Genomic DNA, 16,047 nt, shown 5'->3' on the forward strand with positions numbered 1-16,047 from the left:
TATAACGAAATTAAAAATAATGAAATAGGTTTTCAGAAAGAAATTTGTATTTTATAATAAAAGTATAGATAAGGGGGAAAGGGAAAATGAAGTTTCTTATTGTAGGCGCCGGGGGTACCGGCGGATGTATTGGCGGATATCTGGCGAAACTGGGAGAGGATGTCACGTTTATTGCGCGTGGCAGACATCTTGAAGCCATGCGTAAAGATGGGCTTCGGGTGAAATCGGCACGTATCGGTGATTTCGTGTCAAATCCAGTGAAGGCATATACAATGGAGGAATATAAGGATGTGCCGGATGTGGTATTTGTCTGCGTAAAATATTATTCATTAGATGAAGCGGTAGAATTTTTAAAACCGATTGTGGGGAAAGATACGATTGTCATTCCCATTTTAAATGTTTATGGCACAGGCGGAAAAATACAGCCAAAGTTGGATTGCACGGTGACCGACGGCTGTGTCTATATTTTTTCAATGATTGAAGCCCCTGGGGTGATTGTTCAGCCAACACCGATTTTCCGGTTATTTTTTGGGCTTCGGGGAGGACGGGAAGCGTCGGGGGTGATTGACAAGGCCGTCAATCCGGAACGTGAAAAACAGGTGCGAGAACGGCTGGGTGAAGTTGAGAAACTTCTGAATGAGGCTGGAATTGAGGCCTGTATGACAGAAAATATTGAAAAAGACGCACTGCAGAAATTTTCTTTTGTGTCGCCCATGGGCGCCGCCGGGCTTTATTATGATGGCGTGGCTGCTGATTTTATGGTACCGGGGGAAAGGCGGGAGATGTTTTTTGATCTGGTGCGTGAAGTGGAAATGGTTGGTCGGTCGATGGGTATTACCTTTGATGTGAATCTGGCAGAAAATGCGGGGAATATTTTGGCCGGTTTAACACCGGATGCCACAACATCCATGCAGCGGGATGTGGCGGCCGGAGGGAAGTCAGAGGTGGACGGTCTGGTACATGAAATGGTACGCCTCGGGGAAACTTATCATGTAGATGTGCCAAATTACCGGCGCATCAGCGAGTGGGTAAAAATGAAAGGGATTCAGTAATGGCATTTGGAGAGATATTTTTTGCTGCTCTGGAAGTGGCGGGAACCATTTCTTTTGCCATCTCCGGAGCGATGGCCGCTCTGGAAAAGCGGGTGGATTTGTTTGGCGTTATTTTCCTTGGAGCGACAACGGCGTTGGCCGGCGGCATTATCCGTGACATACTGGTCGGCAAGACACCGCCCGCCGCCTTTTCAAATTACCGTTATATGGCCATTGCAGTGGTAACGGCGCTTGTTGTATTTTTTATTGCCTGGCTGTCAAAAGAATACTATGAGCACAATGTGGCCGTGGTAAATGCGGTTAATAATGTTTTTGATGCGGCGGGACTTGGGGCTTTTACGATTACCGGGGCGAAGGTCGCGATGCGTATGGGATATATGAATAACGGCTTTTTTGTTGTTTTCCTGGCAATGGTCACAGGCATCGGGGGCGGCGTCCTCAGAGATTTAATGATCGGAGAGATTCCTTTTGTTCTCCGAAAGCGGATTTATGCGGTGGCTTCCATACTGGGAGGTATTGTTTATTATCGCTTAGTGTATTATCAGATGGAAGACATGGCGGCGGCTTTTGTCGGCATCGGCACCGTCTTTGGACTTCGGATGTTGGCTACAGTCTTTAAATGGAATCTTCCTAAGGCTTATGAGTAGGGAGATACAGAGAAAGGGATGAATTCCGATGCGACGGAATTCATCCCTTTGTTATGTAGTGGGACTATACAATACCCATACTTCCAAGGATGATGGCAACAATAACAGCGAGTGTCGGAAGTGCTGTACAGCACATAAAAATGTCAATATAGGAATCTTTGTGGGTCAATCCGCACACACTTAATAAGGTAATAACTGCGCCGTTATGAGGCAGTGTATCTAAACCGCCGCAGGCGATGGAGGCAACTCGGTGGAGTGCTTCCGGAGAAAGCGTCGGATCATTTGCAGCCAGTTCCATATATTTTGGACCGAGAGCTTCCAGGGCGATGGATATACCGCCGGAACCTGAACCGGTGGCGCCGGCCAGCAGAGATGTGGCGATAGCTTCTGAAATCAGTGGGCTGCCTTTAATACCGAAAACAAAGCTGGTCAATGTGGTAAAACCAGGAACGGCTTTAACAACTGCGCCAAAACCATTGGCAGCAGCAGTGTTACCGATGGAGACAAGACCGCCGGCTGCGCCTTCGTTAAGACATTTCTCAAACAGTCTGAAGCATTTGTAGTTTAACAATGCGGTCAGAACAATGGCGATCAAGAGTGAAGCCACCAGTTCCAGTTTCAGTATGTTGAGAGTGATCGGAACGGAAATCAGAGGAATCAGGGAAACAAAAGCGTTCGGAAGTGAAGATTCGTCAAATACTTCCAGGTTTGTCGGTTCTGTAAAGTGAAGACCCTGAGCTTTTAATTTCCGCTCGCGGTATTTCATCCAGAGGACGCCGCCAACGGCCATAACAGCACCGGCTGCCAGAGCCATGATCGGAGCCGCCATCGCGGTCGTGCCATAATACTGGGTCGGAATGATATTCTGAATCTGCGGAGAACCTGGAATACCCGACATGGAGAACGAGAAAGCCCCAAGTGCGATTGGTCCCGGAATGAGTTTATTCGGAATATCAGCTTCCCGATATACAGCCACAGCCAGTGGATAAATGGCAAAAACAACAACAAACAGAGATACGCCTCCGTAGGTCAGAGCCGCGCAGGCGATAACTACGGCCAGAATCGCCTGTTTTGCACCGATAAAACGCGTAATCATCAGACCGACAGATTTAGCGGCCCCTGTGGCTTCCATCATTTTACCAAAAACAGCGCCAAGCAGGAAAGCAGGAAACCAGCTCATGGTGAAATTCGCCATACCCTGCATATAGTTTTCTGTGTACATGGTCAAAACATTGATGGAAGGATCTTCAAACATTCCGAAAAGTGCAACAACAGCTGCACAGATCGGAGCTACCCAAAGAATGGATTGTCCTTTAAATGCAAGAAAAATTAAAAGGACCAATCCCAAAATAATACCAAATAAACTCATAAACAAACCCTCCTCTGTATAAGTTTTTTATTTGACTTTGCTCAAAATTTCATCTTTGATGCCCATTGGCGCATCGGTGAAGATACGGACATCCATCGTCTTCAGATTTTCGGCAACAAGCGGTTTAAATTCCATTTGGTCGAGGACCTGAGTCTGCAGGTCGATGCCTGGAGCAATTTCTGTTACGGTGAGACCTTCAGGAAGCAGCTCAAGAACTGCGCGCTCTGTGATAAATTTTACGTTCATTTTGTTTCTGCGGGCATATGCACCGGAGAAAGTAATTTGTTGAACGGAAGGTACAAATTTTTTGCTCTTGCCTTCCTGAAGAATGACAAGTTTTCCGTCTTCACAGGCAGTTTTTAAACCTCCGGCTGTAAATGTGCCACAGAAAATACAGTTTTTTGTATTTTGGGAAATATTAATAAATCCGCCGCAGCCAGTAACGCCCGGTCCGAATTTGCTGACATTTACATTTCCGTCAGTGTCGGCTTCGGCCATGCCAAGGAAAGTAACATCCAGACCGCCGCCATCATAAAAGTCGAACTGGCTGACTTCCGGAAGTTCTGCCCAGCCGTTGACTCCGGCGCCGAAGGAACCGCCGCCGCTTGGAATGCCGCCGATCATACCGGATTCGGTGGTCAAAATCAATTGATCGGCCAGACCCTCTTCACCGGCTACTGCAGCTACTTTTTCAGGGATACCGACACCGAGATTGACAACGGCGTTTGGAACGAGTTCCATAGCGCAGCGCCTTCCGATCAACGCTTTTGTGTCAAATTTCATTGGTTCCACAGCGCTGACAGGAATCTTGAAAGATCCGGTTAATGCCGGGTTCATGTAATAATCGCTGGTCTGCTGATGTGTTTCTTCCGGGTTTTCCGGAACGACAATAGCATCAACAAAAATGCCCGGAACAGCAACTTTACGAGATGGAATTGTTTCCGGAGCAACGATATTTTTGGCCTGAACGATAACCTTTCCGCCCTTGCCTTTTGCGGCCATAGCAGCGCTCAGGATATCCAGCGGAAGAATCTCATCTTCAATCGTACAGTTTCCGTTGGTATCTGCTGTTGTCACACGAATAAGAGCGATATCTACGTCCGGAAGCAGATAATACAGATATTCATCCCCTTCAATTTCCACGACTTTAACAATATCTTCGGTGGTGCGGGCATTTAATTTTCCACCTTCCAGACGTGGGTCAACATAGGTCTCCAGACCAACATTTGTAATATAGCCTTTGCGGTTTTGCCCCATGGCGCGGTACATTTCGATGATGACACCCTGTGGCAGATTGTATGCTTCCACTTGATTGTTAGCGATCATTTCCACGGCTTTTGGTGAAAAAGCATAATGGCCGCCAATCCAGCGTTTGATCAAACCTTCTTTGGCCCAGCGTTCCTGCTGGCCGCCCCGTTTGTTTCCCTGACCGGCGCCAAACATTACCGTCAGATTATTCGGGACGCCTGTCGCTTCAAAAGAATCGGCTACAGCCTGCATCAGTGCATCCGGGGTCGCGGATGTGAGGAAACCGCTGTTGATGACAAAATCACCGGGCTTGATCATGGCAACGGCCTGTTCCATAGTAACTACTTTGTTCATTCTAAAACCTCCTTTGTAAAAGTTAATCTTTTGACAAACTATTGTAATTTCATTATAGCTTTGCCTTAGTTGGAAAGAGAAATACCAAAAACGCATGAGATTCATGCCTGAAAAACATAAATAAAAACTTTGTAAATGTGAAAAAAGCGAGGAAATATGCGGATAAAAAAGAAGAGTAAGGTTGAATTTTCAGATATCAAAAGGGGAATAACTGGAAAAAAAGAAGGAAAAGTTTGATTGATAAATAAAAAACAATTGGATATACTAAAATTAAAGTGCGCCCTATGGGATGATAATTCAAGTTAGTGTGAAAATATCTTTTGACGTAAAGGGGGAAAACATATGGAATATAGGCAGTTGTATTATTTTGTGTGTATTGCCAGGGTGAGAAGCTTTTCCCAGGCTGCAGAAAAAATTCGGGTTTCTCAATCGTCTTTGAGCCGGACTGTCCAGTGCATAGAGGATGAATACAATGTCCAATTGATCAACCGGACGACCCGGAGTTTCAAATTAACACCTGCCGGAAGAAAATTGCTGGAGAGGGGCGAACGGGTCATTAAAGAATTTGAGGAACTTCAGGAATATCTCCAAAGTTATAGTGTCAATGATGTGGGTGAAATACGACTGGGTATTCCGTCGGTGCTGAATACGATCATGGCGCCGTTGTTTATGCCGGATTTTAATAAGCAATATCCGGACGTGAAGCTTTGTTTTACTGTGGAAGGCAGTCGGCTGATTCATAAAGAGATACTGGAAGGGATGCTTGACGTGGGATTGGTCATTCGGCCTGTCGATGAAAATCGTTTTGACGTGAAAGAAATTATCAGTGACCGTCTGGCTGTCATGGTTCCGGAGGGGCATGCGTTGGCCGGACGCAAAGAGGTGGGAATTGAAGAGCTGAAGGGAGAATCTTTTATTATGCTGGATTCTACATATCAGTTATTCAGCAATGTTTATACGATGTGCCGTAATGAAGGGTTTGAGCCAAACATTATTCATTGCAGTCCAAGCTGGGACTATATTGCCGCGCTGGTGTCTTTGGCGCAGGGAATTTCTGTTCTGCCAAGACCGATTGCACCATATATTGGTAAAGGCGTTGTCGCTGTACCCCTTCGGGGAGAGTTGGCCGAATGGAAAGTGGTGACCATTACCAAGAAAGGCACAAAAGTTTCTGCCAACGTAAAAAATTTAATAAAACATTTAGTTAAAGCCTATAAATGATATAAACAGCGCCGTTGTTTCAATGCAGACGGCGCTTTTTATGTTCTGAAAAAAGAACGTATTTATGCGTTGGCGCGATAAAAGGTATGCAATTTTAATATTTCTCTTTATTAAAATCAGAGGCTATACTTTAAGCAACAGTTTACAACAGAAGGAGGTATATCATGAAAATCTTAGTATGTGTAAAGCAAGTGCCGGATACAACGGAGATTAAGATCGATCCTGTTACGAATACCCTCATTCGGGCAGGTGTACCGAGTATTGTCAATCCATTTGACGCCTGTGCGCTGGAAGTGGCGGCAAGAGTCAAAGATGTGACGCCGGACACGGAAATTACAGTATTGTCCATGGGACCGATGCAGGCCAAGGAGGCTCTGACCGAGTGCCTTTCCGTTGGAGCGGATAAGGCTTATCTTTGCAGCGACAGAGCATTTGGCGGTTCAGATACTTTGGCAACCAGTTATATTTTAGCCAGCGCCATTGCTGCAATTGAAGAAAAAGAAGGTAAATTTGATTTGATTTTGAGCGGAAAACAGGCCATTGATGGTGATACCGGTCAGGTAGGCCCGGAAATTGCCGCCCATATGGGACTGGCCCAGGTAACTTATGCTTCAGAAGTCAGTGTTCATGGAGAGGACGTCATTGTCAAAAGAGAAAGCGACCAGGGGTACGATATTATTTCCGTCAGAAAACCGGCGTTGGTCACAGTTGTCAAAACAGCTTTTGATCCAAGATTTCCGACATTAAAGAGCAAAATGGCGGCGCGGAAGGTGCCGATTCAGGTGATTACGGCGGATGATATTCCAAACATTGATTTAAGCAGATGCGGTCTGAAGGGTTCTCCGACAAAGGTAAAGAAGACCTTTACACCGGTGAGAAATAAGACGTGTGTAAAAATTGCCGGAGAAGAGGCGGCTGTATCCGCAGCGAAACTTGTCGGCATGTTAGCGGATGCGAAGGTGCTGTAAGGAGGTTGGAGTTATGCAGTTTGAGGAATATAGAAACCTTTGGGTATTTGTAGAAACGGAAGAAAATACAGCGAAATCCGTGGGATACGAACTTTTATCCCCGGGACGTGTTTTGGCAGATAAAATGGGCGGAAAGCTTGTTGCTGTAGTCATTGGCGGCAATGTGAAAGATGTTGCTGAAAAAACGATTGATTATGGCGCGGATGAAGTCATTCTTGTAGAGGGTGACGAATATTTTAACTACTCCACAGATGCTTACAGTTATGCGATGAAAACATTAGTGGAAAAATACAAGCCATCCACAATTTTGATCGGCGCCACAAATAATGGACGAGATTTAGGACCAAAGATGGCCTGTGATCTGAATACGGGCCTGACAGCGGACTGTACGATGCTGGATTATGATACGGAAACAGGGAATATGATCTGGACACGTCCGGCCTTTGGCGGGAATCTGATGGCAATGATTCTTTGCCCGGATAATCGGCCTCAGCTTGGTACGGTCCGCCCGGGAATATTCAAGAAGCCAGAGCCGGTCACAGGGAAAATAGGAACCATGATTTATGAAGATATTCATATTGCTCCGGAAAATATCCGGACAAAATTATTAGATCGGATTAAAGAAGTGGCTGAAGCAGTCAATTTGGAAGAAGCAGAAATCATTGTTTCCGGAGGCCGGGGCGTTGGTTCACCGGAAGGATTTGAAATCATCCGAAGGCTGGCTGAAGAATTAAATGCGACGGTAGGAGCTTCTCGTGCCGTAGTAGATGCAGGATGGATGCCTCATGCTCATCAGGTTGGCCAGACAGGAAAAACTGTATCGCCGAAGCTTTATATTGCCTGCGGCATTTCCGGCGCCATTCAGCATTCCGCGGGAATTACCGGATCGGATTGTATCGTAGCGATCAATAAAGATGAAGAAGCGCCGATCTTTGATGTGGCTGATTATGGCATTGTCGGAGATTTATTTACGGTGATTCCTGAATTGATTAAAGAGATTCAGAAATTAAATGCATAAAAACTGAAATATTTATGTGCGTAGCATATAAATTCTATGTTTTTTTAGTATTTCACTTTGAAAAAAATAGAAAGTATAATGAAATTGTGAAAAATAAAACAAAAAACAATTGAGAAGGAGGAAAACACATGGGTTACAAGTTTACAGAAGAACAGAAAGATATTCAGGCAATGGTTCGTGATTTTACAAAGAAGGAAGTAGAACCGAGAGGGCGTGAGATGGACCAGAATGGATGGTGTCATGAGCTTTATCAGAAGTATATTGAAACAGGTCTTCAGTCCACACCTATTCCTGAAGAATACGGCGGCGCCGGACTCAGCGACGTAGAATGCGCCATCATTACCCACGAATTGGCGAAGGGGGACGCCGGTTTTGCGATGGCTATGGAAATTAGCTGGGTATGTACCGACATGATTTTAAAACACGGTAGTGAAGCACAGAAACAGAAATATTTATCCGGCGTTGTTGATGGCAAACTTTTTGCATTCTGTCTGACAGAGCCGGGTGCGGGTTCCGATGCGGCCGGACTTCGTACAAGAGCAAAAAAACAGGCGGACGGCAGCTATGTGATCAACGGAAGTAAAGCATGGATCACAAACTCTGGCATTGCTGATTATTATGTAATCATGGCAGTAACAGATCCGGAAAAAGGCGCCAACGGTATTTCAGCATTTATCGTTGATAAAGGAACACCAGGCCTGATTATTGATGCGGAAGAAGATAAGATGGGTATGCGCAGCTCCGATACACATGGTATGACTTTTGATGACCTGAAAGTTCCTGCAGAAGCATTGCTTGATAAAGAAGGCATGGGCTTCAAGATGGCTATGGAAGGCCTTGACGGCGGACGTGTCAGCTGTACTGCAATTTCTACCGGTATTGCTGAACATGCTCTGGATATTGCTAAAAATTATGCATTGGAACGTGTAGCTTTTGGAAAACCAATCGCAAAACATCAGGCCATTGCATTTAAGATTGCCGATATGGCTATGTACATCGAAGCAATGAAACTGATGCTCTATGATGTGGCTGAAATGAAGGCCAGCGGCGTACGCTGCTCCGTTCAGGCTGCTGAAGCTAAATTGTTTGCTGCTTCCCATACAACACAGATTTGTCTGGATGCTATTCAGGTTTTAGGTGGAAATGGTTACAGCAAAGAATACAATGTTGAGCGTTTGATGCGTGATAATAAACTGATGGAAATTGGTGAAGGAACCAATGAAGTGCAGCGGATCGTTATTAGCGGAGCTGTTCTCAGAAAATAATTCAACGTGAGGAACTTATGAGAGGAGGAAACAAATATGGCTGAAGAAATTAAAAAATTTACAGGTCCTGAATTGAAAGTAGGAATGACTGCCAGCCGGACAAAGACAATAACAAAAGAGGATATCGAGTATTTTGGCAAAGTATCGACAGATACAAATCCAATGCATTTCGATGAAGATTATGCGGCAACCACCCAGTTTGGCAGATGTATTGCCCATGGTGTTATCAGTCTGAGCCTTTGCGGCGCTGTTCTCGGAATGCAGCTTCCGGGACTTGGCACAATTCATATGGGTCAGGAAGTTACTTTTATGAAACCGGTATACCCGGGAGATGTTATTACAGCACATTGTGAAATCATTGATATTCAGTACAAAGAGAAAAAAGATTTTTACATTGTTAAAGTAAAACAGCAGGTTACAAACCAGAATGGCGAAGTTGTGACGGAAGGTATCGCCACATGTATGCCGCCTAGAAATTGAAGCGTTAACCACTGCTTGCCTTGTTAAATTAATAAAAAGTATTGTAAAACTTATATAAGCCTCCCAACTTATATAGTAGGAACACCCCCTGATGCCGGCCGCCCTAATCCGGTATCGGGGGTGCTTTTTTTGTATACAAGGTCTCTGAAAATGTGTTAAAAATGTGATAAATACGGTTTTACATTGCTTTTTGAAAGTTCATGTACTATAATAAGTGGGATATAATGGATGATTCTAAAAAAATTTATACAGAGGTGAATTATGGGAAATAATAAAAACAACCGGAGAAAGAAAAGGAAAAATCGGCATACGGTCGGCAAGATCTTAGCTATACTGCAGATCGTTTTATCGATTGTTTTTGTTGTTGTACTTTTGATGATCAACATTTTGCCAATGAAGTATCTGGCAATTATTTTTGGCATTCTGATGTTTTTGGATGCTTTTGCCCTGGGATCTCAGTTTACACGCAGTGCCCACATCATAGGTAAGGTGGATTGCGTATTGATGCTCTTTCTTCTGGCATTCGCTAACGTCTATCTGATTCGTACCAATGCAACCTTGTTCAGCATTACCAGTAATGATTATAAAGTAGACCGTATTGCCATTGCGGTATTAAATGATGATGCAGCTCAGACACTGAAGGATGCGGCTGATTATGAGTTTGGCGCTCAGGTGATCGGCGGAAGTGATAAGGTGGAGCAGGCCATCGTTGAGGCGTCTAATGAACTTGGACAGGATTTGGCATACTATAATTATGACGACCCATATATGATGGTCCAGGATTTATACGATGGCAATGTGGGGGCGATTATTTACAACACAGCCTATGATTCATCTTTGACAGAACAATTTCCGAATTTCGCTGCGGATATCCGCGAGCTGAAACATATCGAGATTAAGACAAAGGTGGAAACCGTATCCGGTGATAAAAAGGATGTTACAAAGACGCCGTTTACCGTATTTATCAGCGGTATTGATACGGAAGGAAGTATTGCCACGACCAGCAGAAGCGATGTAAATATGCTTGTTACGGTCAATCCAAATACAAATCAGGTTCTGATGACTTCGATTCCAAGAGATTATTATGTACAGCTTCCGGGGATTTCCGGTGAATACCGTGATAAGCTGACCCATGCCGGGCTTTACGGACCTCAGTGTTCCATGGACACACTGTCCCAGTTATTTGGCGTGGATGTAGATTACTATGCAAAGGTGAATTTCACCACATTACGGGATATGGTGGATGCGCTTGGTGGTGTGGATCTGGATTCTGTTTACGAATTTACGACCATCAGCGGTGAATACTTTGTCCAGGGCATGAACTATGGAGTGGACGGTTCTTCTGCTTTAGCCTTTGCCAGAGAGCGTTATAATCTGCCGAATGGCGATAATGACCGTGTCATGAACCAGCAGATTGTTATGAAGGCGATCATTAACAAATGTTTGTCACCGGCCATCTTAACCGGTTACATGGGTATTATGGACAGCTTGTCTGACAGCTTTGAGACATCCTTAAGTCAGCAGCAGATTTCCAGTCTGGTGCGTATGCAGTTGAATGACGGCGACGGATGGGATATGCTGTCTTCCAGAGTTGTGGGTACAGGTGATGAAAATACGTGCTATTCTTCGGGAGATAATGTGCTCTACGTCATGAATCCGGATGAAAACAGCGTCAATACGGCAGCAGACTTTATCAATCGGATTCGAAATGGCGAAACCGTAACACAGGACGAAATTACCGCGAGCATGATGAATTAATTCAAATTGCGGGGAAAGGGATTAGGCGATGGATTCCTTAAAAAAAGAAAAACAAGCGTTAATTAATAAACTCTTTTTAGTCATCGTAGACGCATTGAGCGTGGCCCTCTGTTCTTTTCTGGGCCTGCTCATGCGTTTTGAAATGGATGTGAGCCATATACCGGTTCCCTATATGATGGCGGTGGAACGGATGGTTCCGGCCTTTATCGTGATCACATTGTTGATTTTCTGGGCGGCGAAGCTTTACCATACACTGTGGCGTTTTGCTAATTCCAGGGAACTTGTGGGCATTGTGGCTGCGGTGGCAGGGTCCACGATCTTTACAATAATCTATAGCTATTTTACCTATAATGCAGTGCCGAGAAGCTTTTTTGCTATTTACTTTATCTGTCTTCTGATCTGCGTTTGTTTTACCAGATATTCAACCATCATTATACGGACGCTGATCGAGAGTCGGAATCATGGACGGCATGCCCGGAATACAATGATCATTGGCGCTGGTGAGGCCGGAAATATGGTCATGAAAGAGCTGATCATGAGTAATTATCTGGATGCCCGGATCAAATGTTTTATCGACGATGATAAACATAAGCAGAATAATTATATTCATGGAGTGAAAGTTGTCGGCGGCAGGGATAAGATTATTGAATCGGTGAAAAAATATGATATCAATGAAATTATCATCGCCATGCCGAGTATAGGCAAAAAAACCACAAAAGAAATCGTGGATATTTGTAAAGATACGAACTGTGACCTGAAAATTCTTCCCGGTGTTTATCAGTTTGTGACCGGAGACCTGGATTTGTCCATGATTCGTAATGTTCAGATTGAAGATCTTCTTGGCCGGGAAACTGTGGATGTGGATGTTCAGTCCATTATGAGTTATGTTTCCAAGAAATGTATTCTTGTGACCGGAGGCGGCGGCTCGATCGGAAGTGAATTGTGTCGTCAGATTGCGGCGAATCATCCGCGTCGGCTCATTATTCTGGATATTTATGAGAATAATGCCTATGATATTCAACAGGAATTAAAACAAAAGTATCCACATCTGGATTTGATCGTGCTGATTGGCTCAGTGCGTAATACAAATCGGGTAAATTCGATTTTTGAACAGTATCGGCCGGAGATTGTCTATCATGCGGCGGCTCATAAACATGTGCCGTTAATGGAGGACAGTCCGAATGAGGCGATTAAAAATAATGTATTTGGGACTTATAAGGTTGCGACGGCGGCTGATCGGTACGGCGCCAAACGGTTTGTGCTGATTTCCACCGATAAGGCGGTGAATCCCACCAATATTATGGGAGCCAGCAAGCGGATGTGCGAGATGATCGTACAGTCCTTTAATAATCGTTCGGATACAGATTTTGTTGCCGTGCGGTTTGGAAATGTACTGGGAAGTAATGGCAGTGTCATTCCCCTGTTTAAGAAGCAGATTGAAGCCGGCGGTCCGGTCACGGTGACTCACCCGGATGTGGTGCGTTATTTTATGACGATTCCGGAGGCGGTGAGTCTTGTGCTGGAAGCGGGAGCCACAGCCAAAGGCGGCGAGATTTTTGTACTGGACATGGGTGAGCCGGTGCGTATTGATGATCTGGCGCGAAATCTGATTCGTCTTTCCGGTTATACGGTGGGCGAGGATATAGAGATTGAATATACCGGTCTGAGACCGGGAGAGAAGCTGTTTGAGGAGCTTCTGATGAATGAAGAGGGACTTCAGCAGACGGCAAATAAGATGATTTATGTCGGAAAACCGATAGAATTTGATGAGGATGAATTTCTTCGAAATCTGGAAAAGCTTTATACCTATGCTTATGATGAAACCGACCAGATGAAGGCCATGATATCTAAAATAGTGCCGACCTATCATATCCGGCCGGAAGATAAGAAGCGGGATGCGCTGAAATTGAAGCGGATGGTGTCGGTAGGCGATTCGGAGGTCAGCCAGTATGAGCCTTTCCGACAGAGTAAAACATTGAAAAGAGATGAGACTTGATGAACATTCCTTTTTCACCGCCGGATATTGGCGAAGAAGAAATAAAAGAAGTCGTAGATACATTAAAAAGCGGATGGATTACCACAGGACCGAAAACGAAGTTGTTTGAAAATAAGATTGCAGATTTTTGTCAGACAAGCCGGGCCGTTGCTTTAAATTCAGCGACGGCCTGCATGGAAACAACTCTGCGGCTCCTTGGTGTGGGACCGGGAGATGAGGTCATTACAAGTGCCTATACTTATACGGCAACAGCCAGTGTGGTCTGTCATGTAGGAGCCAGACTGGTGCTGGTGGACACGGGAACCGAGTCCTTTCAGATGGATTATGACAAGCTGGAAGCGGCTGTTACGGAGCGGACGAAGGTGATCATTCCGGTAGAACTGGGCGGCGTGGTTTGTGATTACGACCGTCTTTTTCAAATTGTGGAGAGCAAAAAAGATTTATTCAGACCGTCCAATGATATTCAGAAAAAAATTGGCCGGGTCATCCTTATGGCGGATGCCGCCCATGCTTTTGGAGCGATGCGCCAGGGGAAAATGTGCGGAGAAATTGCCGATTTTACCTGTTTTTCTTTTCATGCGGTAAAGAACCTGACGACAGCGGAAGGCGGTGCGGTGACCTGGAGAGATATTCCGGGGATGGACAATGAGGAATTATACAAGCAGTATATGCTCATGTCACTTCACGGCCAGTCGAAGGATGCTCTGGCTAAAACAAGGTTGGGAGCCTGGGAATACGATATTATAGCGCCTTACTATAAATGTAATATGACGGATATTATGGCATCCATTGGGCTGGCTCAGCTCAAACGTTATCCGGAAATACTGAGACGGCGGAGAGAAATTATCGAAATTTATGATAGAGCTTTAAGCGAATTTCCTGTGACCCACCTGGTGCATTTTAATGAAAAAGATGTATCCAGCGGGCATTTATACCTTGTGCGTCTGACCGGAAGAGACCGTGAGTTTACAAATCAGTTTATTTTGGGAATGGCGGAGGAAGGCGTGGCGACGAATGTTCATTACAAACCGTTGCCTTTATTATCTGCCTATAAAGACATGGGGTTTGATATTAAAAATTATCCAAATGCATTTCATATGTTTGAAAATGAGCTGACCTTGCCGCTGCATACCTGCCTGACCGATGAGCAGGTGGTCTATGTGACGGACACTTTTAAGAAAGTATGGATGGACTTATGTTAAGAAAATGGGATGATTTACCGAAACGTATGCAAAATGAGGCGGTTCGGCCTTATTATGATCAATTGCAGAAAAAGAAAGCAAGTCTTTTTTTGAAACGGTGCATGGATGTGACGCTTTCAGTGGTGCTTTTAGTCATGTTGGCACCGGTGCTTGTGGTATTGGCGATGGCTGTGCGGCTGGATTCTCCGGGGCCGGCCTTTTTCCGTCAGGTTCGTGTGACTCAGTATGGCCGTCAGTTTCGTATTTTTAAATTTCGGACGATGGTCGATCATGCGGATCAGATGGGAAGTCAGGTGACAGCCAGCGGCGATACGCGGATCACACGGTTAGGGGCGATCATGCGGCATTACCGTCTGGACGAGCTTCCTCAGTTGATCAATATCTTACTGGGTGATATGAGCTTCGTGGGAACGCGGCCGGAGGTTGTCAAATATGTTCGTAAATATACGGATGAAATGACGGCAACTCTGCTTTTACCTGCCGGCGTGACCTCGGAGGTTTCCATCAAATATAAAGATGAAGAAAAGTTGCTGGCCGATGTGGCCGATGTGGATGAAACCTACATTCAGGTGGTTTTGCCTGAAAAAATGGAATATAATTTAAAAAGTCTTCGAGAGTATAGCTTGATTCATGAAATAAAAATTATGGTGGATACGGTGATCGCCGTATTCCGGTAAAATGTGAGGCGGGCAGAGATGATTTTTGGAGTAATAGTGGCCGGAGGAGTCGGAAGCAGACTGGGAGCAGATATGCCAAAACAGTTTTTGAAGTTGGCGGACCGGCCGATCATTATTTATACGTTGAATACTTTTTTGCAATGTCCGGAGCTTGAGGATATTTATATAGGGGTACATCCGGAATGGTTGGAATATATGGCCCGGCTTGTACAGGAATATATTCCGGAACAGGAATGGCTCAGGGTACATCTTGTTCCGGGAGGCACTGAGCGCAATGAGACAATAATGAATGTCATCAAACAGATTGAGCAGGAGTTTGGGAATGAGGAACCTCATTATATTATCACTCAGGATGGGGTACGCCCTTTTGTGACCCGGCGATTGATCGAGGAGCATGTGAAGGCAGTTTTGCAGTATGACGCGGTGGATACGGCGATTCCGGCGGTGGATACGATTATCTTGTCCGAAGATGGCAGAACGGTAAAAGATATTCCTGAACGGAAATACCTCTATCAGAGTCAGACCCCTCAGAGCTTTCGGATGGATTTGTTAAAGAATCTGTATCTGGGACTGACACAGGAGGAAAAAGGTATTCTGACAGATGCCTGTAAGATATGCATTGTGCGGCAGGTCCCGGTACATATAGTGGCCGGTGAGGTCTCAAATATGAAGATTACAACGGCTGCGGATTATAAAATAGCCCAGGTTATGGCTGAAAATGGAGAATTAGACACAAAAAGTTGGTGATTTCCGTGCGTTTTTACTATTGTCAGGCCTTTTTACGTCGTGTAT

General features: G+C 44.9%; 14 protein-coding genes. 12 read left to right on the forward strand and 2 right to left on the reverse strand.

The window, feature by feature from the left end; all coding sequences use genetic code 11:
* Positions 1 to 86 precede the first annotated feature (86 nt).
* Both EV212_RS08030 and EV212_RS08035 read left to right on the forward strand, forming a co-directional pair.
* A complete protein-coding gene (locus EV212_RS08030; RefSeq protein WP_132091522.1) occupies positions 87 to 1,052 on the forward strand; it encodes a ketopantoate reductase family protein in 966 nt (321 codons plus the stop codon).
* Positions 1,052 to 1,699: a trimeric intracellular cation channel family protein gene (locus EV212_RS08035; protein ID WP_132091526.1), complete on the forward strand. Its 648-nt coding sequence runs from the start codon at positions 1,052 to 1,054 to the stop codon at positions 1,697 to 1,699. Before EV212_RS08030 ends, EV212_RS08035 begins: the two co-directional genes overlap by 1 nt.
* A gap of 64 nt (positions 1,700 to 1,763) precedes the next feature.
* On the opposite strand, the gene EV212_RS08040 is transcribed toward EV212_RS08035, so the two are convergent.
* Together EV212_RS08040 and EV212_RS08045 are read right to left on the reverse strand one after the other, a co-directional pair.
* The gene (locus tag EV212_RS08040; protein WP_132091530.1) at positions 1,764 to 3,068 is read right to left on the reverse strand and encodes a GntP family permease; all 1,305 of its coding nucleotides are present in this window, start codon (positions 3,066 to 3,068) and stop codon (positions 1,764 to 1,766) included.
* A gap of 27 nt (positions 3,069 to 3,095) precedes the next feature.
* Positions 3,096 to 4,670, reverse strand: a complete 1,575-nt coding sequence (locus tag EV212_RS08045) for an acyl CoA:acetate/3-ketoacid CoA transferase (protein ID WP_132091533.1) — start codon at positions 4,668 to 4,670, stop codon at positions 3,096 to 3,098.
* Positions 4,671 to 5,012: 342 nt separating this feature from the next.
* Between EV212_RS08045 and EV212_RS08050 the strand changes: the two genes are divergently transcribed.
* From EV212_RS08050 to EV212_RS08095, 10 genes are all read left to right on the forward strand, one after another.
* A complete protein-coding gene (locus tag EV212_RS08050) occupies positions 5,013 to 5,891 on the forward strand; it encodes a LysR family transcriptional regulator (RefSeq protein ID WP_132091536.1) in 879 nt (292 codons plus the stop codon).
* A 164-nt stretch (positions 5,892 to 6,055) separates the two neighbouring features.
* A complete protein-coding gene (locus EV212_RS08055) occupies positions 6,056 to 6,859 on the forward strand; it encodes an electron transfer flavoprotein subunit beta/FixA family protein (RefSeq protein ID WP_132091539.1) in 804 nt (267 codons plus the stop codon).
* A 13-nt stretch (positions 6,860 to 6,872) separates the two neighbouring features.
* Complete coding sequence (locus EV212_RS08060; RefSeq protein ID WP_132091542.1) at positions 6,873 to 7,877, forward strand: electron transfer flavoprotein subunit alpha/FixB family protein; 1,005 nt, start codon at positions 6,873 to 6,875, stop codon at positions 7,875 to 7,877.
* Between the two features lie 128 nt (positions 7,878 to 8,005).
* A complete protein-coding gene (locus tag EV212_RS08065) occupies positions 8,006 to 9,142 on the forward strand; it encodes an acyl-CoA dehydrogenase family protein (RefSeq protein WP_132091545.1) in 1,137 nt (378 codons plus the stop codon).
* 36 nt (positions 9,143 to 9,178) lie between these two features.
* Positions 9,179 to 9,622 carry a MaoC family dehydratase gene (locus EV212_RS08070; protein ID WP_132091548.1) on the forward strand — a complete coding sequence of 148 codons (444 nt, stop codon included), beginning with the start codon at positions 9,179 to 9,181 and terminating at the stop codon, positions 9,620 to 9,622.
* Between the two features lie 261 nt (positions 9,623 to 9,883).
* Positions 9,884 to 11,380: an LCP family protein gene (locus EV212_RS08075; protein ID WP_132091551.1), complete on the forward strand. Its 1,497-nt coding sequence runs from the start codon at positions 9,884 to 9,886 to the stop codon at positions 11,378 to 11,380.
* 28 nt (positions 11,381 to 11,408) lie between these two features.
* Entirely contained in the window at positions 11,409 to 13,376 is a 1,968-nt protein-coding gene (locus EV212_RS08080) for a nucleoside-diphosphate sugar epimerase/dehydratase (RefSeq protein WP_132091554.1), read from the forward strand.
* Positions 13,376 to 14,578 carry a DegT/DnrJ/EryC1/StrS family aminotransferase gene (locus EV212_RS08085; protein WP_132091557.1) on the forward strand — a complete coding sequence of 401 codons (1,203 nt, stop codon included), beginning with the start codon at positions 13,376 to 13,378 and terminating at the stop codon, positions 14,576 to 14,578. Before EV212_RS08080 ends, EV212_RS08085 begins: the two co-directional genes overlap by 1 nt.
* Positions 14,572 to 15,255: a sugar transferase gene (locus EV212_RS08090; protein WP_132091560.1), complete on the forward strand. Its 684-nt coding sequence runs from the start codon at positions 14,572 to 14,574 to the stop codon at positions 15,253 to 15,255. The genes EV212_RS08085 and EV212_RS08090 overlap by 7 nt, the downstream gene beginning before the upstream one ends.
* Before the next feature lie 18 nt (positions 15,256 to 15,273).
* Entirely contained in the window at positions 15,274 to 16,002 is a 729-nt protein-coding gene (locus EV212_RS08095) for an IspD/TarI family cytidylyltransferase (protein WP_132091563.1), read from the forward strand.
* Positions 16,003 to 16,047 lie beyond the last annotated feature (45 nt).

Source organism: Frisingicoccus caecimuris, assembly GCF_004340975.1.
Taxonomy (GTDB): Bacteria; Bacillota; Clostridia; order Lachnospirales; family Lachnospiraceae; genus Frisingicoccus; species Frisingicoccus caecimuris.

Coding starts and splice junctions, on each gene's coding strand:
- EV212_RS08030 (WP_132091522.1), top strand. CDS start 87: ATGAAGTTTCTTATTGTAGGCGCCGGGGGTACCGGCGGATGTATTGGC.
- EV212_RS08035 (WP_132091526.1), top strand. CDS start 1,052: ATGGCATTTGGAGAGATATTTTTTGCTGCTCTGGAAGTGGCGGGAACC.
- EV212_RS08040 (WP_132091530.1), bottom strand. CDS start 3,068: ATGAGTTTATTTGGTATTATTTTGGGATTGGTCCTTTTAATTTTTCTT.
- EV212_RS08045 (WP_132091533.1), bottom strand. CDS start 4,670: ATGAACAAAGTAGTTACTATGGAACAGGCCGTTGCCATGATCAAGCCC.
- EV212_RS08050 (WP_132091536.1), top strand. CDS start 5,013: ATGGAATATAGGCAGTTGTATTATTTTGTGTGTATTGCCAGGGTGAGA.
- EV212_RS08055 (WP_132091539.1), top strand. CDS start 6,056: ATGAAAATCTTAGTATGTGTAAAGCAAGTGCCGGATACAACGGAGATT.
- EV212_RS08060 (WP_132091542.1), top strand. CDS start 6,873: ATGCAGTTTGAGGAATATAGAAACCTTTGGGTATTTGTAGAAACGGAA.
- EV212_RS08065 (WP_132091545.1), top strand. CDS start 8,006: ATGGGTTACAAGTTTACAGAAGAACAGAAAGATATTCAGGCAATGGTT.
- EV212_RS08070 (WP_132091548.1), top strand. CDS start 9,179: ATGGCTGAAGAAATTAAAAAATTTACAGGTCCTGAATTGAAAGTAGGA.
- EV212_RS08075 (WP_132091551.1), top strand. CDS start 9,884: ATGGGAAATAATAAAAACAACCGGAGAAAGAAAAGGAAAAATCGGCAT.
- EV212_RS08080 (WP_132091554.1), top strand. CDS start 11,409: ATGGATTCCTTAAAAAAAGAAAAACAAGCGTTAATTAATAAACTCTTT.
- EV212_RS08085 (WP_132091557.1), top strand. CDS start 13,376: ATGAACATTCCTTTTTCACCGCCGGATATTGGCGAAGAAGAAATAAAA.
- EV212_RS08090 (WP_132091560.1), top strand. CDS start 14,572: ATGTTAAGAAAATGGGATGATTTACCGAAACGTATGCAAAATGAGGCG.
- EV212_RS08095 (WP_132091563.1), top strand. CDS start 15,274: ATGATTTTTGGAGTAATAGTGGCCGGAGGAGTCGGAAGCAGACTGGGA.